The following is a 26345-nucleotide window of genomic DNA, read 5'->3' as shown; positions in this document are numbered from 1 at the left end:
ACGGTGTGCCGGGAAGCCTGGTCGGCGCGTGGTCGTGTACCCGGGGACCATCGGTTCGCCGAGCGGCCGCGGTGATAGCACTCCGACCCGCCGAAAGGTTGCTCGTGCCGAAGACCGCCCGCTCGGAACTCGCCCGGTATCTACGCACCGAGACGGTCGGTGGTTCACTCCTCCTGATCGCCGCCGCGATAGCTCTGCTGTGGGCCAACTCGCCCTGGGCGTCGAGTTACACAACGATGACCGGGACCGTACTCGCCGTCCCACCACTACACCTGGAACTCACTCTCGCCGAATGGGTGCAGGACGGGCTGCTCGCAATCTTCTTCTTCGTGGTCGGGCTGGAACTCAAACGCGAACTCGTCGTCGGCGAACTCGCCGACCGCAAACGCGCCCTACTGCCGATCATTGCGGCGGTCGGTGGAGTGGTGGCTCCGGCGGTCATCGCATACTGCGTCGGATTCGGCATCGACGGCATGGACCGCGGCTGGGCCATCCCGGTGGCCACCGATATCGCCTTCGCCCTGGCGGTATTGGCCATGACCGGTTCCCGGATCCCGGCCGGCGCCCGAGTGTTCCTGCTCAGCCTCGCGGTGGTCGACGACCTGCTGGCGATCATTCTGATCGCGGTGCTGTTCACCACCGGTCTCGCGCTGTTGTGGCTGTTCACGGCGATTGCCTGCTGTGTCGCGTGGTGGGCGGCCCAGCAGAAGCGGCTGCGTTCCCCGCTGATCTATCTGCCCTTGGCGTTGGTGACGTGGTACGCCTTGCACGAGGCCGGGATCCATCCCACGCTGGCCGGTGTGGCGGTCGGTCTACTGACCAGGGTGCACCCGGATCCGGATGAGGAGGAATCGCCCGCCGCCAGGTGGGAGCACGCCTTTCAGCCGCTCTCGGCGGGGTTGTGCGTTCCACTGTTCGCGCTGTTCGCCTCGGGTGTCCCCATGAACGGCGACGTCCTCGGTCGACTGTTCACCGACCGCCTTTCCCTGGCGATCGTGCTCGGTCTGCTCATCGGCAAGATCACCGGTATCTTCGGGAGCAGTTGGGTGGCCGTTCGGACCGGGATCGCCGAACGTCCCGCATTCCTGGGGTACCGCGATATGTTCGCACTGTCGGTGCTCGGCGCGATCGGCTTCACCGTTAGCCTGCTCGTGGCGGAACTCGCGCTGCACGATAATGCCGATGCAGCCGAATTGGCCAAGGCGGCAGTGCTGGTGACGTCCATGGCCGCGTCACTGGCCGGTTCGGCGCTACTGTTGCGGCGCGGGCGTGTCCACCGAGCACGGCGGGATGCGGATGCGCTAGAACCAGAAAAGCAAGGCCGAGCAGGGCCGGAACAGGGAGAGGTCGACCACGTGAGTGTCACACAGGGCGGTAACGGAACCGATGCGCGAGGCGGCCATTCGGTCACCTCGATTCCGCTGTCCGATATCGACCCGCATGCCTCGGCCAGCTTCGGCAGCCTGGTGCGCGACGCCGCCGAACAGGTCTCCACACTGGTGCGCGCCGAAGTCGAACTGGCCAAGGCCGAAGTCACCGGCGAGATCAAGAAAGGGCTCCAGGGCAGCGTCTACTTCATCGCCGCGCTGACCGTTCTGCTGTTCAGCAGTTTCTTCTTCTTCTTCGCGGTCGCCGAAACCCTCGACATCTGGCTGTATCGTTGGGCCGCGTTCTGGATCGTCTTCGCGCTGATGCTTCTGGCCACCGGGACACTGGCATTCCTCGGCTACCGCAAGGTGAAGAAACTGCGCGCCCCGGAGCGGACCATCGATTCGCTCAAGCAGACGCGCACGGTGCTGCCCGGCGGTCTCGGCGGACACGAACGGCGGGACGAGACGGCCGCGGCACAGCTGGACAAACTCACCCGCTGAGGCGGGGCAGGCACGGTGGAGGGCCGGGCGTTTACTACGCTCGGACGCCGTGGCGTCGAACTTCCCACCGGATCCGTCCAGCGTCCGATACGACGGCCCGTGGACACACCGTGATGTGCACGCCAATGGCATCCGACTACATGTGGCGATCGCCGACCCCGACCGGGTGGACGCGCCGCTGGTCGTGCTGTTGCACGGCTTCGCCGACTTCTGGTGGACGTGGCGGCATCAGTTGCCGGCCCTGGCCGAACTCGGATACCGGGTGGTCGCGGTCGATCTCCGCGGGTACGGCGACAGCGACAAACCACCCCGTGGCTATGACGGCTGGACCCTGGCCGGTGATATCGCGGGGCTGATCCGTGCCCTCGGCCACGCCGATGCCACCCTCGTCGGCCACGCCGACGGCGGCCTGGTGTGCTGGGCGACGGCCGTGCTGCATCCACGACTGGTGCGGTCCATCGCACTCATCGGCTCCCCGCATCCGGCGGCACTGAAGTACGCGGTGCTGCGCGACAGTGCCCAGCGTCGGGCCTGGCTCCCCGATTTCCTGCGCTACCAACTCCCCCGCTATCCGGAGCATCGGCTCGTCCGCCACGACGGCGCGGAGGTCGAGCGACTACTCCGCCAACGCTGCTCTCACACCTGGTCGAGCACGGCGGAATTCGCCGATACCGCACACCGGATGCGTTCGGCCATCCAGATCTCCGGGGCGGCGCATTGCGCCCTGGAATACCAACGCTGGGCCTTCCGCAGCCAGTGGCGTCCGGACGGACACCGATTCATGACGGCCATGCGCCGACCCCTCGATATCCCGGTGCTGTCGTTGCGCGGCGCGCTGGACCGGTATGTCCTGGCCGATACCGTCGCCCGGGACGCATCGCTGCGCCCGAACGGCCGAACGGTCACCATCGCCGGGGCCGGGCATTTCGCGCACCAGGAGAAACCGGAGAAGGTCACCGCCGAACTGGCCGAACTGCCGGCCTCCTGAACCGCATCGGCGCACCGGGTTCAACTCAGCACACAGGGGCCGGTGGCCACCGGTGTGACGGCCGCCGCCGCACTGTCGATGCGCCGGCGGATCTCGTTCAGGGTGAGCACATATCCGGTGTCGTCATCGGTGACGGCGGCGCCGAACACCACACCCAGCACCTGCCCCTGAGCGTCGACCAACGGGCCGCCCGAGTTACCCGCCCGCACCTGGCCGCGGACGGTGTAGACCTCACGTTCGACCGTGCCGTCCCGGTAGATGGTGGGACCGGTGAGGTCGAGTACCTCCCGTACCCGGGCCGCGCTGGCCGTGTACCGCCCGCCACCGGGGTAGCCGAGCACGATGGCACTCTCACCGGAACGGGCCGGCTCGGACGCGCGCGGGATCACGGGCGCGGTGAGTCCCGGCACGGCCAGTACCGCCACGTCCATGGAGGGATCGAAGTCGACAACGGTGGCCTCCAGCGGTCCGACGGAGGTATCCACCGCGACATGGGTGGTGCCCGCGACCACATGCGCGTTCGTCAGCACCCGTTCCGGCGCGATCACGAAACCGGAACCTTCCAGCGCCCGCTGGCAACTCGGCGCCGACCCGCGAATCCGCAGCACACTCTGCTGCAACGAGGCCGCGACCGGACTGGCCAGCACATTCGGGTCCGGCGGTTCCACGGCGGCGATCGGAGCCCGCCCGAACGGTCCGATCACATCGGGCAACCCGGAGGTGTTGAGCAGGCGGGAGAACTCGTTGGGCAGTTGGCGCAGCCAGTCCGGTGCCACCCGGTTGACATCGGCGAGCACCCGGGAACCATTGATGGTCGTGGCGATCGCCGGTTGCGAGGACGTGGCCAGCGGCAGGGCCAGCAGCCAGGCCGTCACCAGCACCGCGCCCGCCTGTAGCACCGCGCCCACGGCACTGTCCGCACCGCGTGCGAACGGATGCCGCATACCGCTGCGCGCGGCACGGCCGAGCACCATGCCGGCAACCTCACCGACAATGACCAACAGGACGATCAGCAGCACACCCGCCAGCACCCGGCTGCGTCCCTCTTCGATATGGATCAGGATGTGCGGTGCGATCAGAATGCCGGCCACCGCGCCCAACACCACTCCGAGAAAGGCCAGGGCGGACGCCACCGCACCCTGCCGCCACCCGGACGAGGCGGCCAGCAAGGCGAGTATCACGACCGCGATATCGAGCCATCCCGACGCGCTCACAGCGACATCCCCACGGCCGCCAGTGCCGCGTCCAGATCGCGCACATCGGAACGGTCCCATTCCCGTTCCCATCCCATCGATGTGACGAGTCCGGCCAACACTCCACCGGTGAAACCCCAGACCAGCATGCCGTCCACCTGGAAGGCGGGGCTCTGGTAGCCGAGGGTGCTGCGCACCAGGAACCGATTCGCCGGGTCCAACAACTCCGTCATCGGCACCCGAACCACTCGTTCGGTCTCGCTCCGGTCCACTACTCGCACCTCACTCGGCGTTCGCCAGTACGCCACCACGGGTGTCACATCGAACCGTGACGGCGGAACGAACAGTTTCGGCAATACCGCGACCGGCTGCACACCGGCGCGATCCAACCCCGTTTCCTCGTAGGCCTCACGCAGCGCGGTATCGATCGGACCGGTATCGCCGGGATCGACCGCACCGCCGGGAAAGGCCACCTGTCCACGATGCTGACGCATGGTGGACGCGCGTTGGGTCAGCAATACCTCGGCATCCGCCGGAAGTCCACCCGGTGCGGATGGATCCGCCTCCGCACTACCACCGAAAAGCACCAGCACCGCCGCCTGTCGCGGTTCGCCGGCCACCGCCATCGCACGGCGCAGGGCACGAGTGCGCCCCAGGCTGTCGGAGAAATCGAGATGCCCCGGTTCCGCCGCCCGGCGCAGCCAGGGCGGCATCCGATCCTCGGTCATGCTCGGACTCCCAGAGCAGCCGCGACAGTATCGGCGATGTCCTCGACATCTCGGAACGGGCGCGCGACATAGTCGGCGATGGAACCGTCCGGCCGCACCAGCACGGTGATCGGCAGGGCGGTGGGCGCGCCCGCCACCGTCCGCACGGTTGCCTCGGAATCCTGTAAGCCGGGTAAACGCAATTCCGGACCTCCCCGCCCGCGCAGCTCGTCGTTCAGCGCGGCCAACAACCTCAGTGCCTTCGCCTCATCGGGATCGCTGTGCACGGTCAGCACGGCAACCGCCGCCCCCGCGCGGTTCGCGTACTCCTGTAGCAACGGAAGTTCGGCGCGGCATGGTTCACACCAGTACGCCCACAGGTTCAACACCGTGGGCCGCCCCGCCACCGCCGCGGCGGCGTTCACCGGCATTCCATCGGCCAGACAGCGCAACGACAGCCCGGACCACGGGCCGACGTCCCCTGCCGAATTCGTGGTTCGGGGGCACTGCGCCACCCCCGACGCCGCCCGTAGCCCGGCGTCGATCCGTTCCGCATTCTGTCGCACGGTGGCGGGTCCGCCGGTCTCGGATTCGTTTCGCGGCCACAGCGCCACGGCGGCGGCCACCACCACGATCACCCCCGTCAGAAGCCACCGCCACAGCACCGGTACCCGGCTCACCGGCTCACCAGCTCGAGCAGATGCTCCGCTTCCGGTCCCTTCACCAACGCGGCGGCGGTTTCGAACTCCACCGGCCCGATTCCGTACGAAGGGCAATCCTTGGCCAGCACACAGGCCCCGCAGGCGGGTTTACGCGAATGACACACCCGGCGGCCGTGGAAAATCACCCGATGGGACAGCATCGTCCACTCTTTGCGTTCGATGAGTGCCCCGACCGCGTGCTCGACCTTCACCGGGTCTTCCTCGCTCGTCCAGCCCCAGCGCCGCACCAGACGACCGAAATGGGTATCGACGGTGATACCCGGTACTCCGAATGCGTTACCGAGAATGACATTGGCGGTTTTGCGTCCGATGCCCGGTAAACCGACGAGTTCCTCCATGGTGTGAGGTAATTCACCATCGTACTTCTCGACCAGGGTTTGTCCGAGACCGATCAACGCATTCGCCTTGTTCCGGAAAAATCCGGTCGGACGGATGTATTCCTCCAGTTCGGCCCGGTTTGCCTGGGCGTAGGCCCGAGCGTCCGGATAGGCGGCGAACAACGCCGGAGTGGTCATATTCACTCGAACATCCGTGCACTGGGCCGACAGAATCGTCGCCACTGCGAGTTCGAGCGGATTAGTGAAATTCAGCTCACAGTGCGCGTTGGGAAATGCGACCGCCAATTTCCGGTTCATACGCCGGGCACGGCGCACCAATCCCAACCGTGTTTCCGCTCGTCGGGACCGGATTCCACGTTTCGGGGCGCCACCCGTCGCCGGGCGCGCCGAAGCCACCGCGGCGGGGTCGGCGAGCTCGTTCCCGGCGGTTTCAGAAGGGTGGACACGCACCCATCCACCATACGGAACGGTCCTACAACGTTGCCTTCCCAGTTCTACTCCCGTATTCCATCTGAGACCTCGACAGTGTTTACTGCTCGGCATGCAAGCTCTCGCTGTGGTGCTCTTCCCAGTGGTGTTGATGCTGTTCGCGCTCATCATGGAGCGGTTCGAGAGTCGGCTGCGCAAACTCCTCGAACCCGACGAGGAAGTCCAGCTGTACCTGGACAAGGCAAGTAACGCCGAGGTGGACGAGCTGACCAAACTCGGTCTGCCGCCCGCGGCGGCCCGGGTGCGCAGACGACGGACCCGCACCCGGGAAGGTGAACAGGATCTGGATATCGCGCGCGCCAGTTGACGGTATCGAATCGCGCCGCCCGGAGGCGGCGCAGGTCGGGGACCCTTCGCGCCTCGACTCACCCCCTCCGCGCCGCCGCTGATGCGACGTCGCTCCCTTCGGTCCGGACCCGGGCAGGCCTCGATCACACGGCCGACCTTCTGCCTTGACGTGGTGTCTGTCACTACGCGGTCAGGGAACCGCGTAGACTGCACTGTCGGCCGACCCGCTTCGGTCCAGGACTTACAGCCATTTCCCTAAGGAGCACATTCGTGGACGAGGCCCTCGCCCGAGCAGGTATTTTCCAAGGCGTTGAGCCCAGCGCGGTGGCGGCGCTTGCCAAGCAGTTGCAGCCCGTGGATTTCCCGCGTGGTCACGTCATCTTCAACGAGGGTGAACCGGGTGATCGGCTGTACATCATCACGGCCGGCAAGGTGAAACTGGGTCGCCGCTCCCCGGATGGTCGGGAAAACCTGCTGACCATCATGGGACCGTCGGATATGTTCGGCGAGCTGTCCATCTTCGACCCCGGCCCCCGCACCTCCACCGCCACCACCGTCACCGAGGTACGTGCGGTGACCATGGACCGGGACGCACTCAAGTCCTGGATCGATCAGCGCCCGGAGATCGCCGAGCAGTTGCTGCGCGTACTGGCCCGTCGTCTGCGACGCACCAACAACAATCTCGCCGACCTCATCTTCACCGATGTCCCCGGCCGGGTTGCCAAGGCCCTGCTGCAGCTCGCGCAGCGTTTCGGTACCCAGGAGGCCGGCGCCCTGCGGGTCACCCACGACCTGACCCAGGAGGAGATCGCCCAGCTCGTCGGCGCGTCTCGGGAAACCGTCAACAAGGCGCTCGCCGATTTCGCCCACCGCGGCTGGCTGCGGCTCGAGGGTAAGAGCGTGTTGATCTCCGACTCCGAGCGCTTGGCTCGCCGAGCTCGCTGACTCCGTCCGGCCGGACCCGAGTGTCCGGCCGGACCCTCGACTCACCCCTCGGAACGCAGATACTCCAGCTGTGCCTCGACCGAACTACACGCGGCGGGCCACAGACTCTCGTCCACATCGGCATACACCACCCGCACCACCGCCATGGCATCGGCGTCCGGTCCGAGTTCCCGTAGTGCGGCGCGAACCTGGTCGAGTCGCTCCCGCCGATGCGTGATGTAGTACCGGGCCACCGGCTCCAGATCGGGATGGTCCGGACCGTGCGCGGGCAACAGGACCCGCCCCGACCCCGCCTCGACCAGCCGATCCATCGACCGCAGATAGGCGGCCAAGGCGCCGGGCGCAGACTCCAGGACCGTGGTGCCCCGGCCCAGAATGGTGTCCCCGGTGATTACGGCGTCGTCCAGCACGAAACTCATCGAGTCGGCGGTGTGGCCGGGGGTGTGCAGCGCAGTGAGTCGAAGCCCCGCGGCCTCGATCTCCTCACCATCGACCAACGGCTCCCCCGTACCACGCAGATGAGCCGAGTTCACCGCCCGAACCGGGGTCCCGGTCCGCTCCACCAAGGCGTCGATGCCGCCGGTGTGATCGTGGTGGTGGTGCGTGATCAGGGTCAGCGCAATATCACCACCGGTCGCCTCGACAATGCCCGCGATATGCTCGTCGAGATCCGGACCGGGATCGACCACCACACAATCCGAACGTCCCGGTGCGCGCAGAATCCAGGTATTTGTGCCGTCGAGGGTCATCTGTCCCGGATTGTTCGCCAGCAGCACCGACGCGGTCGCGGTGACCTGGCGTAACCGTCCGTACGCGGGATGGGTTGATGTCATCGGATATACCCCGGTCTTCGAAAAACTGTGGCGCGAGCCGGTTTCAGCGCACTTCGGCGATGAGTTCCACCTCCACCGGTGTGTTCTTGGGCAATTCGAACACACCCACGGCCGAGCGCGCATGCTCGCCCGCCGGACCGAACACCTCGCCCAATAGCTCCGAGGCACCGTTGATCACCAACGGCTGATCGACGAAACCCGGAGCCGAGGCGACGAAACCGACCACCTTGACGATCCGCACCACCTCGTCGAGGCCGACCAGATCGTGTACGGCGGCCAGGGCGTTCAGGGCGCACCAGCGCGCCGCGGCCACCGCTTCCTCCAGGGAGACCTCGGCGCCGACCTTGCCGGTCGCCGAGAGCCGGCCGGAGACGAACGGAAGCTGTCCAGAGGTGTAGACATGCGAACCGCTACGGACCGCGGGTACATAGGCCGCGACCGGCGCCACGACCTCGGGCAGAGTCAGCCCGAGACGTTCCAGATTGGCCCGCCAATCGGTCCCGGGCCCGTTCACCGTCGAATCCGACATCCCGGGCCTACTGCTTCGGCCGCTTGAGGTAGGCGACATGCTGCTCGCCGGTCGGGCCGGGCAGCACGGTTACCAGTTCCCAACCGTCCGCGCCCCACTGATCGAGGATCTGCTTGGTCGCATGGGTCAGCAGCGGCACGGTCGCGTATTCCCACTGGGTCGTATCGCTCATGGGCCGAGCATAGGGTGTGCCTGCCGGCGCGCTCACGGCAGTGTGGCATGCGATACAGCGGTGGTTCGGCGACCCTGTTGTTCATCGGCCTCGACAACATCCCGGTATAGGCTCGCGACCGTGGCAGTACCAACAACGGAGTCGGACAAGGCCGAATCGGAGCCGAAAACGGGGTGGCCGGAGCGGGCGGCCAACGCCCGGCTGCACTATGTATCCGGTAAGGGCGGCACGGGTAAGTCGACGGTCGCCGCGGCACTCGCGTTGGCACTCGCCGCAGGTGGACGTCGCGTACTGCTGGTCGAGGTGGAAGGCCGTCAGTCCATCGCCCAATTGTTCGACCGACCGCCACTCCCACCCACCGAAACCAAGATCGCGACCGCCGACGGTGGCGGCGAGGTGGTGGCGCTGGCCCTCGATATCGAACATGCCTTCCTCGAATACCTGGATATGTTCTACAACCTGGGTTTCGCGGGACGCGCCATGCGCCGAATGGGCGCGATCGAATTCGTCACCACCATCGCACCCGGCCTCCGCGACGTCATCCTGACCGGCAAGATCAAGGAGTGCGTGGTCCGCACCGACATGAAAGGCGCACCCGTCTACGACGAAGTGGTGGTCGACGCCCCACCGACCGGTCGGATCGCCAGTTTTCTGGACGTCACCAAGGCCATGGCCGAGGTGGCCAAGGGCGGGCCCATCGCCGGACAGGCCGAGGGTGTATCACTGCTTCTGCATTCGGACCAGACCATGGTTCACCTGGTCACCCTGCTCGAGGCCCTACCGGTCCAGGAGACCATGGACGCCATCCACGAACTGACCGGCGCCGATCTGCGCATTGGCAGTGTGATCGTGAACCGCGCGGCCCAGAGTCCGCTCACCGCCGAGCAGCGCGCCCGCGCCGCAGCCGGTGAGCTGGACACGGCCGCGATACGCGCCGGACTGGAAACCGCCGGAATCACCCTGTCCGATGAGGATTTCGCCGGCCTGCTCACCGAAACCACCGAACACGCGACCATGTTGCAGGAACAGGACGACAACGCCCTACAACTACTCGACCTCGACGTGGCCCGGCTGACGCTGCCCGCGCTGTCCGAGGGCATGGATCTGGGCGGTCTGTACGAACTGGCCGCCTATCTGAGGGAACAGGGAGTCCGATGAGCATCTCGACCGTGGGCCCCGCCCCGTGGAACATCTCGCCGATCATCGGCGACCGGCGAACCCGAATCGTGGTGTGTTGCGGTTCCGGTGGGGTCGGTAAAACGACCACCGCGGCCGCCATCGCACTGCGGGCGGCCGAGGAAGGCCGAAAAGTGGTGGTGTTGACCATCGATCCCGCGCGCCGGCTGGCCCAGTCGCTCGGCGTCGCCGATCTGGACAACAACCCGCAACGGGTGGAACTCGGGCCCGAGGCGCGGGGCGAACTGCACGCCATGATGCTGAACATGCGGCGCACCTTCGACGATATGGTGCTCGACCACACCACCCCGGAGAAGGCGGAGCAGATCTTCGCCAACCCCTTCTATCAGGCCGTGGCCTCCTCGTTCGGCGGCACCCAGGAATACATGGCAATGGAGAAGCTGGGGCAGTTGGCCGCCCGCAACGAGTGGGATCTCATCGTCGTCGACACTCCGCCCTCGCGTAACGCGTTGGACTTTCTCGATGCGCCGAAGCGACTCGGCAATTTTCTCAACGGGCGGATGATCCGAGTCATCATGGCGCCCGGACGTGGGGTCGGGCGGTTCGTCACCGGGGCGATGAGCCTGGCCGTCCGGGGCGTCTCCACCATTGTGGGCGGCCAGATGCTCAAGGACGCCTCGAATTTCCTGCAATCGCTGGAATCGTTGTTCGGTGGCTTCCAGGAACGCGCCAATCGCACCTATGAGATGCTGTCCAAACCGGGAACCTATTTCCTGGTGGTGGCCGCGCCGGAACCGGACGCGCTACGGGAGGCCTCGTTCTTCGTGGACCGGTTGTCCACCGAGCGGATGCCGTTGGCCGGGTTGGTGCTCAACCGAACCCATCCGGCATTGTGTTCGCTGTCGGCCGATCACGCGCTCACCGCGGCCGACCGGCTCGCCGAGTCCGATCCGCTGACCACCGCGGTATTACGCGTTCACGCCCACCGGGTGACCACCGCGCGACGGGAACGGCATCTGCTGCACCGGTTCACCGGAGCCCATCCGCGAGTACCGATCGTCTCGGTGCCCGCATTTCCGTTCGAGGTCGCCGATCTGACGGCATTGCGGGCCGTGGGTGGCCGGCTGGCCGGGGAGCCGTCTCATACGGGCGACCGGCCATCCACGGGATAAAGGCGTTACATCGCTACCTGATGCCGGCGCTGGGCCTGGAAGAAATCGGCCCACGAGGTCACTTCCGGGTGCTGTTTCAGCAAAGCCCGACGTTGCCGCTCTGTCATACCACCCCACACGCCGAACTCGACCCGATTGTCCAGGGCATCCGCACCACATTCCATCAGGACGGGGCAGTGCCGGCAGATCGTGGCCGCCTTGCGCTGCGCTGCGCCACGGACGAACAGCTGATCGGGATCCACTTCCTTGCATCGAGCCCGGGAAACCCAGGCGATCCTCGCTTCGGCCTGCTCTACGTTCAATCGAGCGACGGGGGATGTCGTTTGCATTTGATGTGCCCCTTTGCAGTCCGAACACCGGGTCAACGGCGCTCCGGAATCGCGTACACCCCACAGCAACCCAACCCCGCTGGGAAGTGCACCACATTCCACTTTGAGTGTTAGCTCTATCACACTGAGCTCTCAATCTAGGTAAAGGTATGCCGCGAGCGCAAGACCGAATGGTGAATTTCTGGTACGTCCGTGCCTGCAATCGTTCGATTCCCCAGGTCGTCGACCCGGGCGCCCATTCGTAACCGTGATACAGCCCCGCGCCGTATCCCATCCCGCGCGCATACCGTCGCCCGCCCGGCCGGGCGGGCGACCACCGAGAACCCGCCACAAGACATTCCGACCAAACACGCGCGCGGAGCTCGAAGGGTCACCCCGTAGTCTGTGAACCGTGTCGATCACACATTCGCTCGCGAAGCTGGCCGGTAGCTGTGCGCTTGCCGCCGTGCTCGTTGCCGGGCTGTTGTTCCCGATCGCCGGTGGTTTCGGTATCGCATCCAACCGGGCCGCCGATGCCGTCGACAATGTGTCCGCGGAATTGGTTGAGGGCAACGTACCCGCGGTCTCCACCATGGTCGACGCGGCCGGGAATCCGATCGCCTGGTTGTACGAACAGCGACGGTTCGAGGTGCCCAGCGACCGCATATCCAACGATATGAAATTGGCCATCGTCTCCATCGAGGACCGGCGTTTCGCCGACCACGACGGCGTCGACTGGCAAGGTACGCTCCGCGCGTTCCTCACCAATACCAGTAGCGGGGAGGTACAGCAGGGCGCGTCGACCATCGACCAGCAATACGTGAAGAATTTCCTGCTGCTCGTCGACGCCAAAACCGATGCCGAGCGGCGCGCCGCCACCGAGACCACCCCGGCGCGCAAGATCCGCGAGATCCGGATGGCGCTCACTCTCGACAAGGAACTCAGCAAGGACGAAATTCTGACCAGATACTTGAATCTGGTCCCGTTCGGCAACTCCTCCTACGGTATTCAGGACGCCGCCCAGACCTACTTCGGCATCGACGCCAAAGACCTCGACGTGGCCCAATCGGCCATGTTGGCAGGAATGGTGCAGAGCAGTTCCAAGCTGAACCCATATACCAATCCACAAGGTGTGCTGATCCGGCGAAACACCGTGCTGGACACCATGATCCAGAACATCCCCAGCCGTGCCGAGGAATTCCGGGCGGCGAAATCCAAACCACTCGGTGTACTTCCCGAACCGAAAGGGCTGCCGCGCGGTTGCATCGCTGCCGACGACCGCGGCTTCTTCTGCGACTACGCGCTGCAATACCTGGAAAAGGCCGGAATCACGCGGGAACAGATCGAAAAGGGCGGTTATCTGATCAAAACCACCCTGGATCCCGCCGTGCAGGATTCGGTGAAACGTGCGGTGACCCAAGCGGCCGATCCGCATCTGCCCAATATCGCCGAGGTGATGTCGGTGATCGGACCCGGTCAGGACAAACATCCGATCCTGGCCATGGCGAGCAGCCGTACCTACGGCCTGGATCGCGACGCGCATGAAACCCTGCTTCCACAGCCGTATTCGATGGTCGGTGACGGCGCGGGATCGATTTTCAAACTCTTCACCACCGCCGCTGCGATGGAAAAAGGCCTCGGTATCAACGCCCAGCTCGATGTGCCCGGTCGATTCAACGCTCAGGGCATGGGTAACGGCGGCGCGCCCAACTGTCCTCCCGCCACCTACTGCGTGGAAAACGCGGGCCGCTACAAATCGCCGATGTCGGTGACCGAGGCCCTGGCCACCTCACCCAACACCGCGTTCGTGAAACTCATCCAGGCGGTCGGCGTCACCCCGACCGTGGATATGGCGGTACGCCTGGGTATGCGCTCCTACACCGAACCCGGGACCTCGGGGCTGGAGAACAACCAAAGCCTGGCGGACATGATCAAGAGCCAGAATCTGGGCTCGTTCACCCTCGGTCCGGTGGCCGTCAACCCTCTGGAACTGTCCAATGTCGCCGCCACCCTCGCCTCCGGCGGTCGCTGGTGCCCGCCCTCCCCTATCCAGGAGGTCCTGGATAGGGACGGCAGACCGGTGCCGCTGACCGAACAGGCCTGCGAGCAGGTCGTCGAACCGGGACTCGCCAACACCCTCGCCAATGCGATGAGCAAGGACTCCGCCCCCGGCGGTACCGCGGCCTCCGCCGCGGCCGCGACCGGGTGGAACCTCCCGGTCGCGGCCAAGACCGGAACCACCGAAAGCCACCGATCCTCGGCTTTCCTGGGTTTCACCAACTCGCTCGCTGGTGCGGTCTACATCTATGGCGACAGCCCGACCCCCGGTGAGATCTGCTCGTTCCCGCTGCGCAACTGTGTCAGCAACAACTCCACCGGTCTGTTCGGTGGTAACGAACCGGCCAGAACCTGGTTCAGCGCCATCAAACCCGTGGTGTCGAACTTCCCCCCGCCCGCGCTGCCGCCGCTGGACGACAAGTACGTCCGAGGCGCACAGAACTCCCAGGTACCCGATGTGGTCGGAATGACCCGCGCCGAGGCGACGGCCGCGCTGACCACAGCCGGCTTCAAGGTCACGGCCGTGGATCAACCCGGCTCCGCTCCGAAGGGCACGGTGACCGGCTCGGCTCCGAACGGCTCCGCGATCCCCGGGTCGCTGGTGACGATCTACGTCAGTGACGGGACCATACGCTCGGCTCCGCCACCGGGACGTCCGGCCGCTCCACCACCGGGTATCCCGGGGCTGCCACTGCCACCATTCCTGCCGCCCATCCCTATACCCATACCGCGTTGACCGGATCCCGTCAGGGGGTGATATCGCCCCCTGACGGGATCGGCCGCACAATGCCCCACCGAGGACACCGGTCCCGACCAGAGACCTTCGAGCGTCGGATACCGCCCCGAACCCGGTGCGGCAAACGAACCACTATCCGGAAACGGACCGCTGGGTCCTACAGCCGTGCCTTGACGGCGGCGGAGATCCGGGAACCGTCGGCCTTACCTGCGGCCAGTGCGGTCGCCACCTTCATCACCTGCCCCATCTGCCGCATACTCGGCCGCTCACCGAGTTCCTCGGCGACCTGGGCGATAGCGGTTTCGGCGAGATCGGCGACCTCGGCCTCGGTCAGCTGGGTCGGCAGATACTCATCGATGATCCGCGCCTCGGCGTGTTCGTTCGCCGCGAGTTCACCCCGCCCCGCCTGGGTGTAGACCTCCGCGGACTCGTTGCGCTTCTTCGATTCCTTCGCCAGCACCTTGGCGATCTCGTCATCGGACAGTTCACGCGCCTGTGAACCGGCGACCTCGGCGTTCTGGATGGCGGCGAGCACCATGCGCAGGGTGTTGAGCCGCAAGGTGTCCTTGGCTTTCATGGCGGCGGTCATATCCGCCCGCAACCGCGATTTGAGTTCCGACATGTGCACAGACGGTAGCCGCTGCATACGCATGCGCCCATCAAATATAGGTGCGTTCCCAATCTATGGTGCGCGCACTCGAACGCGGTCACCTATGCTGGGCAAATGCCCGTAATCTCGACCTCCGCTCTTCGCCGGACGGCGATCGGTGCCGCCGGAGCGGCGGTAGCCGGAGTCGGCTACGCCTCGCTGATCGAGCGCAATGCCTTCGTCCTGCGAGAGGCCACCATGCCCGTACTGCGGCCGGGATCGGCGACGCTACGGGTCCTGCACATCAGCGATCTACACATGATGCCCGGGCAGAAGCTCAAACAGCAGTGGTTGCGCGAGCTCGACCGCCTGGAACCCGACCTGGTGGTCAATACCGGCGACAACCTGTCGCACCAGAAGGCCGTACCGGCGGTCGTCCAAGCGCTCGGCGGACTGCTGTCGCGCCCCGGGCTCTTCGTCTTCGGTAGCAACGACTATTTCGCGCCGGTTCCCAAGAACCCGCTGAAGTACTTCGACAAGAACCACCGCCGCACCCACGGTGCCCCGCTGCCGTGGAAGGATCTGCGCGCCGCCTTCACCGAGCGGGGTTGGCTCGACCTCACCCATGTGCGTCGCGATATCGAGGTGAGCGGTATCCGCATCGCCAGCGCCGGGGTCGACGATCCGCATCTACAGCGCGACCGTTACGACACCGTCGCCGGCACCCCGAACCCGCTCGCGGATCTGCGCCTCGGCCTCACCCACTCGCCCGAACCACGAGTCCTCGACCGCTTCGCCGAAGACGGATATGACCTGGTCCTGGCCGGTCATACCCATGGGGGCCAACTCTGCCTGCCCGGCTACGGTGCGCTGGTCACCAACTGCAATATCGATCGTTCCCGGGTCAAGGGCCCGTCCAAATGGGGCGCGCACACCCGATTGCACGTCTCGGCCGGTATCGGCACCTCACCGTGGGCGCCCTACCGTTTCTGCTGCCGCCCCGAGGCCACACTGCTGACCCTGGTCCCCGCCCCGCCACGGCGACCGAACTCCGATTCCGGCCAGGGCCGCTCCACCTCGCAGGCCATAGCCCGCTGAGTGGGTCAGCCCGCCGAGTGGGGCGAATCAGGTGCAGAAATCCGTATTCACCTGCCGGTTTAGCGTCTGACCCCACACTGATGTAAGCTACCTCAGGTCCGCTTCACGGGGTGTGGCGCAGCTTGGTAGCGCGCTTCGTTCGGGACGAAGAGGTCGTGGGTTCAAATCCCGCCACCCCGACTCGTGTGTGGAGACACGGAATAGGCCCCTGACCAGGAGTGATGGTCAGGGGCCTAGCTCTTTGTCGAGCCGGACGGGTATCCGAATTTCTGGTCCGGCCCGCGGCAGTCGGCAAGCGTGTGGAACGGTCAGCGCCCCCGGATACACCGGCTCGAGTGGTCGGTTGCACCACTCGGTCATCTCGGCGAAATGGGCGGCGATCTCGCCGGTGGTGCAGGCCAGGGCGGAACGTCCATATATCGGTGGTCTCCCATCAGGCCGGGCAGCAGTAGGTACGGGCGGCAAGTTCGGCGGCGCGGCTGTCGTACTCGGCGGAGAAGTCGCAGCGAGGCACGGTGCAGGGGCAGCTGGGTGGCAGTTCCGGCCGCATTCGACGCAGGAGGCGACCTTGACGGGGATGATGCGCCGAAGGTTACGGAAACGACAATCCACGGTGGGGCTCCTATCAGAGGTGTGCGGCGACGGAGGCACCTGGGACGCCAGGCACCGCGCCTGCTCCACGGTGTGGGTCGACGGCGTACGGGATGGGAACACCGGGGACAGTGGTGGGTGGAGGAGTGGGAGCAGTGACGCGGGTGAAGAACGTGCTCCACGCGTACTACGCGATTCATCCGTCGTGTGATTTCGGCGCCGCGGCCGACTCCATGCGATCTATCACCATCTGCCGAAAATGGGCGCACTGGGTGAAGTCCTCGTGATCGCAACCGAGGGCGCATTCGATGATTTCGAGTGACGCCTGAAGAGCCGCGATGCGGGAGCGAAGCGTCTCCGCCTCCTCGCACAGGATGTCCCGGCGCGTGGCGGGATCGGTGGCCGCGGTCAGAGAACGGACGGTGTCGAGGGAGAGCCCTGCATCCTTGGCACGCAGAATGACGGCGACGCGGGTGAGGTCGGCGCTCCCATATCGGCGACGGCCGGCAGCGTCGCGGGCAGGCGTGAGTAGCCCCATCGCCTCCCAGTGACGCAGGACATGTGTGGCCAGACCGAAGCGTTCGGCGAGGGCTCCAATGGGAATCGATGTGCGGTCGCTGTCCACGGGCCTCTTGCGCTCACTTGACTTCATGTCGACATTAAGTCGCAGACTCTCGCTCATGGCCAAGGAAACGGTACAAAAACGACAGCCCGCGGACGACCTCATCGCGCTGCTCGACACAGCTGATCGACTGCCGAGCGCTGTTGCACTGCGGGCACGTTCCTACGACTTGCTCAACGCTGGACCTGGAACGTCGGCAGTGGATGTGGGGTGTGGCGCCGGACGAGCTGTGGCGGAACTGGCCGAACGAGGCGTGAGGGCCATCGGCGTAGACCCGAGCGAGCCGATGCTCGCCGCTGCCCGCAGCCGGTGGCCCGAAGCGGACTTCCGGAACGCAGGGGCGTAGGTCTACCACTGCCGAACGCCTCGGTGGACGCATACCGAGCCGACAAAGTGTTCCACGAACTGGCCGAGCCAGAGCGAGCCTTGATAGAAGCCCGCAGGGTTCTCGTGTCCAGGGGACGGATCACGCTGATCGGCCAGGACTGGGACATCATCGTCATCGACTCCGATGATCCGGTCCTCACCCGCGCCATCGTGCACGCCCGCGCAGACATGATCACCGGACCGCGCACCGCCCGCCGGTATCGTAATCTCCTCTTGGAGGCCGGCTTCCAGGATGTGACGGTGGAGGTGCGGACCGAGGTGTTCACCGGACCGGCGATGTTGCCCATGCTCACCGGACCGGCCGAAGGAGCCTACTCCATAAGCGCTGTCACACGTGAGCAGGCGGATGGCTGGATCGCCGAGCAGCAGGCGCGGGCCGAGGCCGACCGGCTCTTCCTGGCGCTGCCGATGTTCATGGCTGCGGCGACGGCACCGCGGTAAAAGTCGGCGGCCCCCTTTGCCGGCCGAAACGACCTCGCCAACGCCTACCAGGCGGCCGGAGGCCAAAAGAGACCACCCTCATCAAGAGACCACCCTCACCCAACCTGATCAGATCCTCGGTGGCACCCGCCCAAGGCCCTGGTCAGCCGCGAAATACCCCGCTCATGCCCGTCGCGGGCTGCCCAAGCTGCGCAGCAGAGAAGTGCAGCAACCTCATCCCTCCCGATCGGCCTTCAGCAGTCGGTTACGGCCGATTGACCGGCCATTGCTCTTGAAGTCCACTCGGCCGAGAGTTCAGGACGAAGAGGTCGTGGGTTCAAATCCTGCCATCCCGACTCGGGTGTGAAGAAATGGCAACAGCCCCTGGGCGGTAGGTTCGGTCAGGGTTCCCGCCCGCTACCCCGTTTCCGGAAGCCCTCCGAAACACCGCGCGGGAACGCATGGACATCGGCCTGTTTCCGGGTCGTCCGCGCCGAAGAAATTCGGTGCGTCTCCTCCTGATCACTCCGCCTGGCTGTCGGGTGTCGTATGTGGTGCCAGGGCGGCAATGGCCGTCGCGAGATCGGCTCCGCTGGGCAGTTCGCCGTCGGGGTTGCTCACCCACTGCAATGCCAGGCCGTTGACGAGGATGAAGTACAGCTGCGCCACGGCATGCGCCTGATCGTCGCGTAACCCGGGGTGCGCCTGCCGCAGCATGGCCGCGGTTTCCGATACTGCATGCGCGTTGAGCTCGCCCATCCTCGCGCGCTCGCTTCCGGTGCGGTAGATGCGCACCATGTTCTCGACGCTCGCCACCATCACCTCCCGATTGCGCGCGAACAACTCCGCGATGCCCTCCCACACCTGAGGGAAGGCCACGGCGAGAGGTTGTCCGGCGGTGTCCCGAATGCTGGCTTCGAGGGCGTCACCGATTTCCCGGCCCGCCTCGGTGGTGAACGCCTCGGTGAGCAGCCTGTCCTTGGAGCCGAAGTGGTAACCGATCGCAGCAAGGCTCACCCCGGCCTTGTTGGCGATATCGCGGGCGGTGGTCGCGGCGAATCCGCGTTCGTAGATGCACTCACGGGCGGCCGCCAGCAGATCCTCCTTGTTTCCCATATGCCTCACTGTAGCCGGCCCTTGAACGCTTGTTCTAGACAACCGTTCAAGGGCATGTTAGACAATTGTCTTAGACATTCGACCCAAAATGGCCGGCGCGTGCCGGGACGAGGACGGACCGATGACGACAGAACTCACCACGACAACAGCGCCCCGGGTGCTCGTATCCGGTGGCGGTATTGCCGGAAACGCCGTCACCCTGCAATTGCTCCGCGCCGGAATCCGACCGACAGTGCTCGAACGGGCCTCCGCACCCCGCCCCGGCGGCCAGGCCGTGGACCTGCGCGGCCCCAGCCGTATCGTCGCCGAACGCATGGATCTGCTGCCCGCCGTTCGGCCCCGGCAACTCGACGAGCGCGGCATGATCCACATCGACGCGACGGGCCACGAACTATTGCGCATGCCCGCCGAACTGTTCGGCGGCAATGGCGCCGTGGCCGAAATCGAGATCACCCGGGGCGATCTGAACCAGGTGCTCCTGGATGCCATTGCCGAGGTCGTGGGCACCGGTCACCCGGGCGATCCGCGCGATCCCGGTATCGATTACCGGTACGGCGAATGGATCGCCGCGATACACGAGGACGACACCGGCGTATCGGTGACCCTGGCCTCCGGCGTCACGGAACGGTTCGATCTGCTCATCGGGGCCGACGGCCTGCATTCGACCACCAGGAAACTGGTATTCGGGCCCGACGAGAAGTTCGGCACCTACCTCGGCGGCCATATGTCGTTCTTCACCATGCCGACCCCGGCGGGCATCGAACCACACTGGATGTCCATGTATTCGATGCCCGGCGGCACCGCGGTCGGCATCCGCCCGGATGCCGACCCCGAGACCTGCAAGGCGATCCTGACCCTGCGCGGTGACGCCGATTCCGCCCTGCGCCGCGATATCGAGGCGCAGAAACGGCTGATCCGCACACGACTGGCCGATGGTGGCCGGCTCACCACCGCTATTCTCACGGCCCTGGACGAGGCGAACGACTTCTACTTCGACGAGCTCACCCGCATCACCATGCCCCGGTGGGTCACCCGCCGAGTGGTACTGCTCGGCGACGCCGGCTATTGCGGATCACCGCTCTCCGGACAGGGCACCGCCATGGCCCTGGTGGGGGCATACATTCTGGCCGGTGAAATCGACCGCACACCCCATGACCTACCCGCCGCCCTCGAGCGCCATATGCGGATATTGCGGCCGTTCCTCGTGGCGGCGCAGGAGCTACCGCCGGGTGGCCTGGCGGCGATGGCACCGCGATCCCGGCTCGGTATCCGGGCGGCCCTCCTGCTCGCCCGGCTCATGACCGCCCGCCCGCTGCGGTCGCTGATGACCCGAGCACTGGCGAGAACCGAAGATTACGATCTGCCCGACTATTCGATGCCGATACCGCGACCCTGAGCCAACAGTGGGCGAGGGCCGGATCGGTCACCCCTCGAAGACCGACCCGACCCTTCCCACCCCCGGGCCCGGTCCGTCACCCCGCGAGACCGACCGGGCCCATCCCCCACCCCGATTTCCTCCCCGAACGGATCGGGCCCTCCCCTGGTCCCGATCCGTTCTCGGTGGCGGTCCGGGTCCTCCCCAGAGCCCGACCGTTCCGGATCGGGCCCTCCCCTGACCCGATCCGCTCCTCCGTTCCGAACCGGTGACCTCGGCTATGGCGGTAGCCGGTGGTGCACCGTGATCGGATGTCCGCCGGGGTGTTCCGGCGTCGAGATAACAATGCGGCCTCGGACTTGGCACGCGCTTAACGAGAACTTATGACGATGCGGGCGCGACCGGTCCGGACCCCGCAGACCCGGGTAAACCCCCAGGTGAATTCGGGCATGATGGAAACAGCCGTGATGCCGAGAGTGGGAGTGTCGATGGAAACGCTGCTCGTATGGGCTCTGGCCTGCGTGGCCTACTGGTTCAGCATGCTGTAGGCGACCCCACCCTCCCGGTGGTACCGATCACACCGGGTGGGTGGAATAGCGACGAGTAACCGGTCGTTGCACAAGACTGTCGGCGTCCGGACAGCCCCGGGCCGCACCCTTCGTCGCTTCGAGCGACCACTCGCCGAGAGGCGCTTGTTGGGCGTCGACCCCCTTCAGGGACCCACGACGCCGCCGGCCGATATGACCGGCGGCGTCGCGTTGTCCGGAATGCCTTGTTCGCTCCCGATTTTGCGGTCGCCCACACCGAGTCGATAACAGACTCTGCGGTACTCGGGGCATTAGGGTGATTCACATGGTGCGTTTCGGTGGGCTCCTGGTGGGAGCCGCAGCGGTATCGCTGGTGATGGGACACGTATTCGCGACGAGCGCCCACGCCGACCCCGTGGATACGACCACGGTGGAATGCTCGGTGACTTCGGGACGCGAGCCCCAACGAGCGACACCCGAACAGGTGGGTCTGGATTCCGAGCGGCTGGCCGCGGCCTTGGAGTTCGCGAGCCACCGTAACCGCTTGAACGTCCAGGTCTTTCGGCACAACTGCCTGGTCGGTGAAGGACCCACCAACGATCGGACCGGGAATACCGCCTGGAATGTCTGGAGCGTGACCAAGAGCGTGGTCTCGCTGCTCACCGGAATCGCCTGGCACCAGGGGAAAATCGATATCCAGGCCCCCATCGACCGGTATCTGCCGCCCGGGCTGGGCGATGCCGAGCGGCGGTCGATCACCGTGGAGAACCTGCTCACCGAAACCTCCGGTATGCGAACAGGCGTGCTGACCGAAGGCCTCACCGGAGTTGTTCCCATCGATCCCAACAGCCCGGTCCAGGCCCTCGGGGTTCCCTTGGACCACAAACCCGGCACCGTATTCAGTTACAGCCAGCGCAATGTCGATCTGCTGGCGTATGTGTTGGAACTGGCCGTAGGCGAACCATTGCAGCAGTTCGCGCAACGAGAACTGTTCGAGCCGTTGGGGATACTCCGCGACGACTGGTATTGGGCCCGTGATCGTTCCGGCAATACCTACGGCTACGCGCATCTGATGATCCCACCGAACGATCTGGCCAAACTCGGTCTGCTCGTGGTCAATGAGGGGCGGTGGGGCGATCGGGAAATCGTGCCGGCGGAGTACATCCGTCGTGCGAGCACTCCCTCGCCGGCGAACCCCTGTTACGGATATCTATTCTGGGTTGGCCCCACCTGCGCCGAGAATGCGAGCTTCGTCCCGCCGGACACCTTCGCCATGTCCGGGATGGGTATGCAGAACGTCTTCGTGATCCCGAGCCTGGACCTCATGGTGATGTGGACCGGCGTCTACGGGAATGTGAGCCAACTGGGAATTCCCGGCATCATCCAGAACACCGACGAGCTACCGCACGAATTCTTCCGGCGTCTGTTCGCCGCTTTCCGGGACCCGCCCCTGCCCGACCCCGGACCGTATATAGAACCGCCGATCGCCCTCGATCCAACGGGCTTCTTCGACCTGGACATTCTCGTTGCGGTCTTCGGTATCGGCGCATCCTCCTACCCGGGCTGCAATGTTTTCGACTGCCTGGGCCGTCCGATGGCTCCCCCGTTCTCCGATGCCCCGCCCGGCTGCGCCGTACTGATCTGCCTCGGCTCCGATCCCCGCACACCGGGAATCCGCTGAACCCGACGCGGGTGGTGCGCCCGATCGGGACACACCACCCGCGTCGGTCGGTCAGCGGTTGGCGAGTAGAACCTCCGCGATCTGAATGGTGTTGAGGGCAGCGCCCTTGCGGAGATTGTCACCGGAGATGAACAAGGCCAACCCGCGCCCATCGGGCACACCGGGGTCCTGACGAATCCGGCCGACCAGGGACTCGTCGATACCGGCGGCCTGGAGCGGGGTGGGGACGTCGACCAGTTTCACGCCGGGAGCCTTGCTCAGCAGCTCCTTCGCCCGCTCCACCGACAGTGGGTCGGCGAATTCGGCGTTCACCGACAGCGAGTGTCCGGTGAAAACCGGCACACGAACACAGGTGCCGCTGACCAACAGGTCGGGAATGCCGAGAATCTTGCGGCTCTCGTTGCGCAACTTCTGGTCCTCGTCGGTCTCTCCGGAGTCGTCGTCGACCAACGAACCGGCCAGCGGCAGCACATTGAAGGCAATGGGGGCGACGTACTTGTTCGGGGCGGGGAATTCGACCGCGTCGCCGTCGTGGGTGAGTTTTTCGGCGTCGTCGATCACCGCCCGGGCCTGGCTCGCCAGTTCCGCGACCCCGGCCAGCCCGCTACCCGAGACGGCCTGGTAGCTGGATACGATCAGCCGGCGCAACCCCGCCGCATCGTGGAGCGGTTTGAGTACCGGCATGGCCGCCATGGTGGTGCAGTTGGGGTTGGCGATGATGCCCTTGGCCAGGTTGCGGGTCTGCTCCGGATTGACCTCGCTGACCACCAGGGGAACGTCGGGGTCCTTGCGCCAGGCCGACGAGTTGTCGATCACCGTGACGCCCGCGGCGGCGAAACGCGGCGCCTGGACCCGCGACATGGTGGCACCCGCCGAGAACAGCGCGATATCCAGACCGGACGGGTCGGCGGTCTCGGTGTCCTCCACCACGACCTCGCCACCGCGCCAGGGCAGTTTCTTACCGGCCGACCGCGCGGAGGCGAAGAAGCGCACCTCGTCGGCGGGGAAATCACGTTCCTCCAGTAGTTTGCGCATTACGGCGCCGACCTGTCCGGTCGCGCCGACCACGCCTACTCGTACACCCATGTTTATCGCCCCGTTCCCGCGTGTACCACGGCGACTTCGTCGCCACCGAGGTCGAAGGCGCGATGCAGCACCTTGACCGCTTCGTCCAGTTCGGTGTCCTTGACCAGGACCGAGATCCGGATTTCGGAGGTGGAGATGAGGTCGATATTGATACCGGCCTCGGCCAACGCCTCACAGAAGGTGGCGGTCACCCCGGGGTGACTCTTCATACCGGCGCCGACCAGCGACACCTTGCCGATGTGGTCGTCGTAGAGGACCTGGGAGAAACCGATCTCGCTCTGGCGTTTGGTCAGCATCTCCACCGCGCGGGCGCCCTCGGCCTTGGGCAGGGTGAAGGTGATATCGGTTTTACCGGTCTCCACCTTGGAGATGTTCTGCAGGACCATATCGATGTTGATCTCGGCATCGGCGACGGCGCGGAACACCCGAGCGGCGTATCCCGGCTCATCCGGCAGGCCGACAACGGTCACCTTGGCCTCGCTGCGGTCGTGCGCGACGCCCGTGAGGATTGCTTGTTCCAAGGGGATGTCCTCCATCGATCCGTATACGTAGGTGCCCCGTTTGTCGGTATAGGACGAGCGCACATGCACGGGCACGTTGTAGCGGCGCGCGTATTCGACGCAGCGCAGCATGAGCACTTTGGAGCCGCAGGCCGCCATCTCCAGCATCTCCTCGTAGGAGATCTGCTCGAGACGTTGCGCATCCGAAACGATGCGCGGATCGGCGGTGAACACCCCGTCCACGTCGGTGTAGATCTCGCAGACATCGGCATTCAGCGCGGCCGCCAGCGCCACGGCGGTGGTGTCGGACCCGCCGCGGCCGAGCGTGGTGACGTCCTTGCTGTCCTGGCTGACGCCCTGGAAACCGGCAACCAGCACGATGGTGCCCTCGTTCAGGGCCTCGCGCACCCGGCTCGGAGTGACGTCGATGATCTTGGCCTTACCGTGCGCGGACGTGGTGATCACGCCCGCCTGGGAGCCGGTGAACGAGCGCGCCTCGGCGCCGAGAGAGTGGATGGCCATGGCGACCAGCGCGTTGGAGATGCGCTCACCCGAGGTGAGCAACATGTCCATCTCCCGCGCGGGTGGCGCGGGAGCCACCTGCTCGGCGAGATCGAGTAGTTCGTCGGTGGTATCGCCCATGGCCGAGCAGACCACGACGACATCATGGCCCTGCTTCTTGGTCTCGACGATCCGTTCGGCGACGCGCCGGATCCGTTCGGCCGTCGCGACCGAGGATCCTCCGTATTTCTGGACAACGAGAGCCACGTCAGGGTCCTCCAGTGTCGACGAACAGCATCAGGGCACTAGCGTACCGGCCCGGAACCGGCAATTCCGGCCCCATCCGGGTCGCTGTGCAGTAACCCACAACTGTGTGATGTGGCGGTGTTTGTGGGTATCGGGGCCGGTCGACGCTCTTGTGACCCGACCTCGTCACCCGGGTCGAACCCCCGGAACGGCCACGGGAACGGGGACCCGGACCGACCGGTTCGCCATAGCGACCAAGACGGCCTTGTGATGTGTGCCACGCAATTCGATAATGGTTCCATGATTGCCAACGTCGGAGATCGACTCCATGTCCATGGCCACATCGTGGGGGAGTATGACCGCGAAGGCGAGATCGTAGAGGTACGCGGGCCGGACGGCGAACCTCCCTATATCGTGCGTTTCGAGGACGGACACGAATCCCTGGTCTTCCCCGGGCCGGACGCGACGATCGAGCGACCATCGCGGCGCTGACCCTTCTCCCCACGCGTCAACGGGCCTATCCCACTGATTCGCGGCCGGTATACCAGCACACCGGCCGGTTTTTCCCTGTTCGTCAGTGTTGACGATCACCATGACACTGGGGAAAATCGGGCCGGTTGAGTACCGGCGGGGGGTTGGAGGATAAACCATGCGCATGAAGACCGGCATCAGCTTTGTGGTCGATGCCGATCCCGATCGGACGATGGACGCGGTGACGGCCATCGAGATGATGCCGGAATGGTCGTCGGTCTATTCGGACGCACGCATCGCCACCCGGGATGAACAAGGCCGTCCGATCCGGGTTTTCGTCAAGGCCGAGCTACTCAACTTCCTCGACGACCAGGTTCTGGAGTACACCTGGACCGACAACCAGTGCTCCTGGAAGATCACCGACAGCACCCGCAGCGCCAAGGGCGGCGGGTCCATCGAGATCGATTTCGACCCCGAGACCGGCGGCACCGAGGTGCGGTACAGCGTCGACATGTACATGCCCCTCCCCGTTCCCGGAATTCTGCTCAAACGCTCGGTGCGCAAGGCGCTCGAGGCGATGGTGCCGAGCTTCACCGCTTTCGTCCAACAGTATCCCGAGCGGGAGAACTACCAGATCCTCTGATCGCGC

The 26345-nt window shown here is 65.6% G+C and carries 28 protein-coding genes, 1 tRNA gene and 2 pseudogenes; 17 read left to right on the top strand and 14 right to left on the bottom strand.

Annotated features, from left to right (window positions below; all coding sequences use genetic code 11):
• Window positions 1–104: 104 nt before the first annotated feature.
• The 3 genes and pseudogenes from nhaA to ON32_RS01280 all read left to right on the top strand — a co-directional run.
• Window positions 105–1292 (top strand): annotated as a pseudogene (nhaA, locus tag ON32_RS01285) (Na+/H+ antiporter NhaA); the annotation flags it as partial.
• A gap of 63 nt (window positions 1293–1355) precedes the next feature.
• Entirely contained in the window at window positions 1356–1871 is a 516-nt protein-coding gene (locus ON32_RS29825) for a phage holin family protein (RefSeq protein WP_169331569.1), read from the top strand.
• A 49-nt stretch (window positions 1872–1920) separates the two neighbouring features.
• Complete coding sequence (locus ON32_RS01280; protein ID WP_040788052.1) at window positions 1921–2859, top strand: alpha/beta fold hydrolase; 939 nt, start codon at window positions 1921–1923, stop codon at window positions 2857–2859.
• Window positions 2860–2879: 20 nt separating this feature from the next.
• On the opposite strand, the gene ON32_RS01275 is transcribed toward ON32_RS01280, so the two are convergent.
• The 4 genes from ON32_RS01275 to nth are packed head-to-tail and all read right to left on the bottom strand — an operon-like array spanning window position 2880 to window position 6215.
• Window positions 2880–4073, bottom strand: a complete 1194-nt coding sequence (locus ON32_RS01275; RefSeq protein WP_040788050.1) for a MarP family serine protease — start codon at window positions 4071–4073, stop codon at window positions 2880–2882.
• Window positions 4070–4780, bottom strand: coding sequence for an NUDIX hydrolase (locus ON32_RS01270; protein ID WP_040788049.1), 711 nt, complete (start codon window positions 4778–4780; stop codon window positions 4070–4072). The genes ON32_RS01275 and ON32_RS01270 overlap by 4 nt, the downstream gene beginning before the upstream one ends.
• Entirely contained in the window at window positions 4777–5439 is a 663-nt protein-coding gene (locus ON32_RS01265; protein ID WP_051132740.1) for a TlpA family protein disulfide reductase, read from the bottom strand. Before ON32_RS01265 ends, ON32_RS01270 begins: the two co-directional genes overlap by 4 nt.
• Window positions 5436–6215, bottom strand: coding sequence for an endonuclease III (gene nth, locus ON32_RS01260; RefSeq protein ID WP_051132748.1), 780 nt, complete (start codon window positions 6213–6215; stop codon window positions 5436–5438). The genes ON32_RS01265 and nth overlap by 4 nt, the downstream gene beginning before the upstream one ends.
• 160 nt (window positions 6216–6375) lie before the next feature.
• On the opposite strand from nth, the gene ON32_RS01255 reads away from it, so the two are divergent.
• Complete coding sequence (locus ON32_RS01255) at window positions 6376–6615, top strand: hypothetical protein (RefSeq protein ID WP_083873843.1); 240 nt, start codon at window positions 6376–6378, stop codon at window positions 6613–6615.
• Window positions 6616–6866: 251 nt separating this feature from the next.
• Window positions 6867–7541: a Crp/Fnr family transcriptional regulator gene (locus tag ON32_RS01250; protein WP_040788047.1), complete on the top strand. Its 675-nt coding sequence runs from the start codon at window positions 6867–6869 to the stop codon at window positions 7539–7541.
• Window positions 7542–7582: 41 nt separating this feature from the next.
• Here ON32_RS01250 and ON32_RS01245 read toward each other — a convergent pair whose 3' ends face one another.
• The 3 genes from ON32_RS01245 to sp36 are packed head-to-tail and all read right to left on the bottom strand — an operon-like array spanning window position 7583 to window position 9075.
• Window positions 7583–8374, bottom strand: a complete 792-nt coding sequence (locus ON32_RS01245) for an MBL fold metallo-hydrolase (protein WP_040788046.1) — start codon at window positions 8372–8374, stop codon at window positions 7583–7585.
• 43 nt (window positions 8375–8417) lie between these two features.
• Window positions 8418–8903, bottom strand: coding sequence for a RidA family protein (locus tag ON32_RS01240; RefSeq protein WP_051132739.1), 486 nt, complete (start codon window positions 8901–8903; stop codon window positions 8418–8420).
• Between the two features lie 7 nt (window positions 8904–8910).
• Window positions 8911–9075: a Sp36 family protein gene (sp36, locus tag ON32_RS28410; protein ID WP_085995098.1), complete on the bottom strand. Its 165-nt coding sequence runs from the start codon at window positions 9073–9075 to the stop codon at window positions 8911–8913.
• Between the two features lie 120 nt (window positions 9076–9195).
• Between sp36 and bagA the strand changes: the two genes are divergently transcribed.
• The gene (bagA, locus tag ON32_RS01235) at window positions 9196–10233 is read left to right on the top strand and encodes an ATPase BagA (protein WP_040788045.1); all 1038 of its coding nucleotides are present in this window, start codon (window positions 9196–9198) and stop codon (window positions 10231–10233) included.
• Window positions 10230–11384: an ATPase BagB gene (gene bagB / locus ON32_RS01230; RefSeq protein WP_040788042.1), complete on the top strand. Its 1155-nt coding sequence runs from the start codon at window positions 10230–10232 to the stop codon at window positions 11382–11384. Before bagA ends, bagB begins: the two co-directional genes overlap by 4 nt.
• 5 nt (window positions 11385–11389) lie before the next feature.
• On the opposite strand, the gene ON32_RS01225 is transcribed toward bagB, so the two are convergent.
• Window positions 11390–11713, bottom strand: coding sequence for a WhiB family transcriptional regulator (locus ON32_RS01225; RefSeq protein ID WP_040788040.1), 324 nt, complete (start codon window positions 11711–11713; stop codon window positions 11390–11392).
• A 391-nt stretch (window positions 11714–12104) separates the two neighbouring features.
• Between ON32_RS01225 and ON32_RS01220 the strand changes: the two genes are divergently transcribed.
• Window positions 12105–14486: a penicillin-binding protein gene (locus tag ON32_RS01220; RefSeq protein ID WP_040788038.1), complete on the top strand. Its 2382-nt coding sequence runs from the start codon at window positions 12105–12107 to the stop codon at window positions 14484–14486.
• 157 nt (window positions 14487–14643) lie between these two features.
• Here the strand turns inward: ON32_RS01220 and ON32_RS01215 are convergent, their stop codons facing one another.
• Window positions 14644–15108, bottom strand: a complete 465-nt coding sequence (locus ON32_RS01215) for a GatB/YqeY domain-containing protein (RefSeq protein WP_040788036.1) — start codon at window positions 15106–15108, stop codon at window positions 14644–14646.
• A gap of 102 nt (window positions 15109–15210) precedes the next feature.
• Between ON32_RS01215 and ON32_RS01210 the strand changes: the two genes are divergently transcribed.
• Window positions 15211–16173: a metallophosphoesterase gene (locus tag ON32_RS01210; protein ID WP_040788034.1), complete on the top strand. Its 963-nt coding sequence runs from the start codon at window positions 15211–15213 to the stop codon at window positions 16171–16173.
• Between the two features lie 106 nt (window positions 16174–16279).
• Window positions 16280–16353: transfer RNA gene (locus tag ON32_RS01205), tRNA-Pro, on the top strand.
• Between the two features lie 253 nt (window positions 16354–16606).
• Here the strand turns inward: ON32_RS01205 and ON32_RS30760 are convergent.
• Both ON32_RS30760 and ON32_RS01200 read right to left on the bottom strand, forming a co-directional pair.
• Window positions 16607–16723 (bottom strand): mobile element transfer protein, encoded by a 117-nt coding sequence (locus ON32_RS30760; protein ID WP_373284225.1) that lies wholly within the window; start codon window positions 16721–16723, stop codon window positions 16607–16609.
• Window positions 16724–16960: 237 nt separating this feature from the next.
• Window positions 16961–17416 (bottom strand): MerR family transcriptional regulator, encoded by a 456-nt coding sequence (locus ON32_RS01200; RefSeq protein WP_051132747.1) that lies wholly within the window; start codon window positions 17414–17416, stop codon window positions 16961–16963.
• Here ON32_RS01200 and ON32_RS29500 point away from each other — a divergent pair.
• The 3 genes and pseudogenes from ON32_RS29500 (at window position 17361) to ON32_RS29495 (ending at window position 18214) form a co-directional block, all read left to right on the top strand.
• On the top strand, window positions 17361–17732 hold the full coding sequence (locus tag ON32_RS29500) for a class I SAM-dependent methyltransferase (protein WP_306307639.1): 372 nt from the start codon (window positions 17361–17363) through the stop codon (window positions 17730–17732). The two genes, ON32_RS01200 and ON32_RS29500, sit on opposite strands and share 56 nt — an antisense overlap.
• Window positions 17696–17797: pseudogene (locus tag ON32_RS30755) on the top strand (hypothetical protein); the annotation flags it as partial. The gene ON32_RS29500 and the pseudogene ON32_RS30755, both read left to right, overlap by 37 nt.
• Window positions 17798–17836: 39 nt before the next feature.
• Window positions 17837–18214 (top strand): methyltransferase domain-containing protein, encoded by a 378-nt coding sequence (locus ON32_RS29495; protein WP_245550745.1) that lies wholly within the window; start codon window positions 17837–17839, stop codon window positions 18212–18214.
• Window positions 18215–18715: 501 nt separating this feature from the next.
• On the opposite strand, the gene ON32_RS01190 is transcribed toward ON32_RS29495, so the two are convergent.
• On the bottom strand, window positions 18716–19309 hold the full coding sequence (locus ON32_RS01190; protein WP_040788031.1) for a TetR/AcrR family transcriptional regulator: 594 nt from the start codon (window positions 19307–19309) through the stop codon (window positions 18716–18718).
• Window positions 19310–19430: 121 nt separating this feature from the next.
• Here ON32_RS01190 and ON32_RS01185 point away from each other — a divergent pair, with 121 nt between their 5' ends.
• Entirely contained in the window at window positions 19431–20705 is a 1275-nt protein-coding gene (locus tag ON32_RS01185; RefSeq protein WP_040788083.1) for an FAD-dependent monooxygenase, read from the top strand.
• Between the two features lie 831 nt (window positions 20706–21536).
• A complete protein-coding gene (locus tag ON32_RS01180; RefSeq protein WP_040788081.1) occupies window positions 21537–22892 on the top strand; it encodes a serine hydrolase domain-containing protein in 1356 nt (451 codons plus the stop codon).
• A gap of 51 nt (window positions 22893–22943) precedes the next feature.
• Here the strand turns inward: ON32_RS01180 and ON32_RS01175 are convergent, their stop codons facing one another.
• Window positions 22944–23978, bottom strand: coding sequence for an aspartate-semialdehyde dehydrogenase (locus ON32_RS01175; RefSeq protein WP_040788030.1), 1035 nt, complete (start codon window positions 23976–23978; stop codon window positions 22944–22946).
• 2 nt (window positions 23979–23980) lie between these two features.
• A complete protein-coding gene (locus ON32_RS01170) occupies window positions 23981–25246 on the bottom strand; it encodes an aspartate kinase (RefSeq protein WP_040788029.1) in 1266 nt (421 codons plus the stop codon).
• A gap of 279 nt (window positions 25247–25525) precedes the next feature.
• Here ON32_RS01170 and ON32_RS01165 point away from each other — a divergent pair, with 279 nt between their 5' ends.
• Together ON32_RS01165 and ON32_RS01160 are read left to right on the top strand one after the other, a co-directional pair.
• The gene (locus ON32_RS01165; protein WP_040788080.1) at window positions 25526–25717 is read left to right on the top strand and encodes a DUF1918 domain-containing protein; all 192 of its coding nucleotides are present in this window, start codon (window positions 25526–25528) and stop codon (window positions 25715–25717) included.
• Between the two features lie 157 nt (window positions 25718–25874).
• Entirely contained in the window at window positions 25875–26339 is a 465-nt protein-coding gene (locus tag ON32_RS01160; protein WP_040788028.1) for an SRPBCC family protein, read from the top strand.
• The last annotated feature ends 6 nt before the right edge of the window (window positions 26340–26345 follow it).

Source organism: Nocardia paucivorans NBRC 100373 (assembly GCF_000308675.1).
Lineage (GTDB): Bacteria > Actinomycetota > Actinomycetes > Mycobacteriales > Mycobacteriaceae > Nocardia > Nocardia paucivorans.
Note: the sequence above shows the minus strand (reverse complement) of the source record. Positions and strands in the feature narration are given on the sequence as shown.

Bases quoted from the DNA above. Each gene is read 5' to 3' on its own strand.
- ON32_RS01225 (WP_040788040.1), bottom strand. From the start codon at position 11,713: ATGCAAACGACATCCCCCGTCGCTCGATTGAACGTAGAGCAGGCCGAA.
- ON32_RS01215 (WP_040788036.1), bottom strand. From the start codon at position 15,108: ATGTCGGAACTCAAATCGCGGTTGCGGGCGGATATGACCGCCGCCATG.
- ON32_RS01190 (WP_040788031.1), bottom strand. From the start codon at position 19,309: ATGGGAAACAAGGAGGATCTGCTGGCGGCCGCCCGTGAGTGCATCTAC.
- ON32_RS01175 (WP_040788030.1), bottom strand. From the start codon at position 23,978: ATGGGTGTACGAGTAGGCGTGGTCGGCGCGACCGGACAGGTCGGCGCC.
- ON32_RS01210 (WP_040788034.1), top strand. From the start codon at position 15,211: ATGCCCGTAATCTCGACCTCCGCTCTTCGCCGGACGGCGATCGGTGCC.
- ON32_RS30760 (WP_373284225.1), bottom strand. From the start codon at position 16,723: ATGCGGCCGGAACTGCCACCCAGCTGCCCCTGCACCGTGCCTCGCTGC.
- ON32_RS29500 (WP_306307639.1), top strand. From the start codon at position 17,361: ATGGGAATCGATGTGCGGTCGCTGTCCACGGGCCTCTTGCGCTCACTT.
- ON32_RS01185 (WP_040788083.1), top strand. From the start codon at position 19,431: ATGACGACAGAACTCACCACGACAACAGCGCCCCGGGTGCTCGTATCC.
- ON32_RS01270 (WP_040788049.1), bottom strand. From the start codon at position 4,780: ATGACCGAGGATCGGATGCCGCCCTGGCTGCGCCGGGCGGCGGAACCG.
- ON32_RS01245 (WP_040788046.1), bottom strand. From the start codon at position 8,374: ATGACATCAACCCATCCCGCGTACGGACGGTTACGCCAGGTCACCGCG.
- sp36 (WP_085995098.1), bottom strand. From the start codon at position 9,075: ATGAGCGATACGACCCAGTGGGAATACGCGACCGTGCCGCTGCTGACC.
- ON32_RS01160 (WP_040788028.1), top strand. From the start codon at position 25,875: ATGCGCATGAAGACCGGCATCAGCTTTGTGGTCGATGCCGATCCCGAT.
- ON32_RS01180 (WP_040788081.1), top strand. From the start codon at position 21,537: ATGGTGCGTTTCGGTGGGCTCCTGGTGGGAGCCGCAGCGGTATCGCTG.
- ON32_RS01240 (WP_051132739.1), bottom strand. From the start codon at position 8,903: ATGTCGGATTCGACGGTGAACGGGCCCGGGACCGATTGGCGGGCCAAT.
- bagB (WP_040788042.1), top strand. From the start codon at position 10,230: ATGAGCATCTCGACCGTGGGCCCCGCCCCGTGGAACATCTCGCCGATC.
- ON32_RS01200 (WP_051132747.1), bottom strand. From the start codon at position 17,416: ATGAAGTCAAGTGAGCGCAAGAGGCCCGTGGACAGCGACCGCACATCG.
- ON32_RS01165 (WP_040788080.1), top strand. From the start codon at position 25,526: ATGATTGCCAACGTCGGAGATCGACTCCATGTCCATGGCCACATCGTG.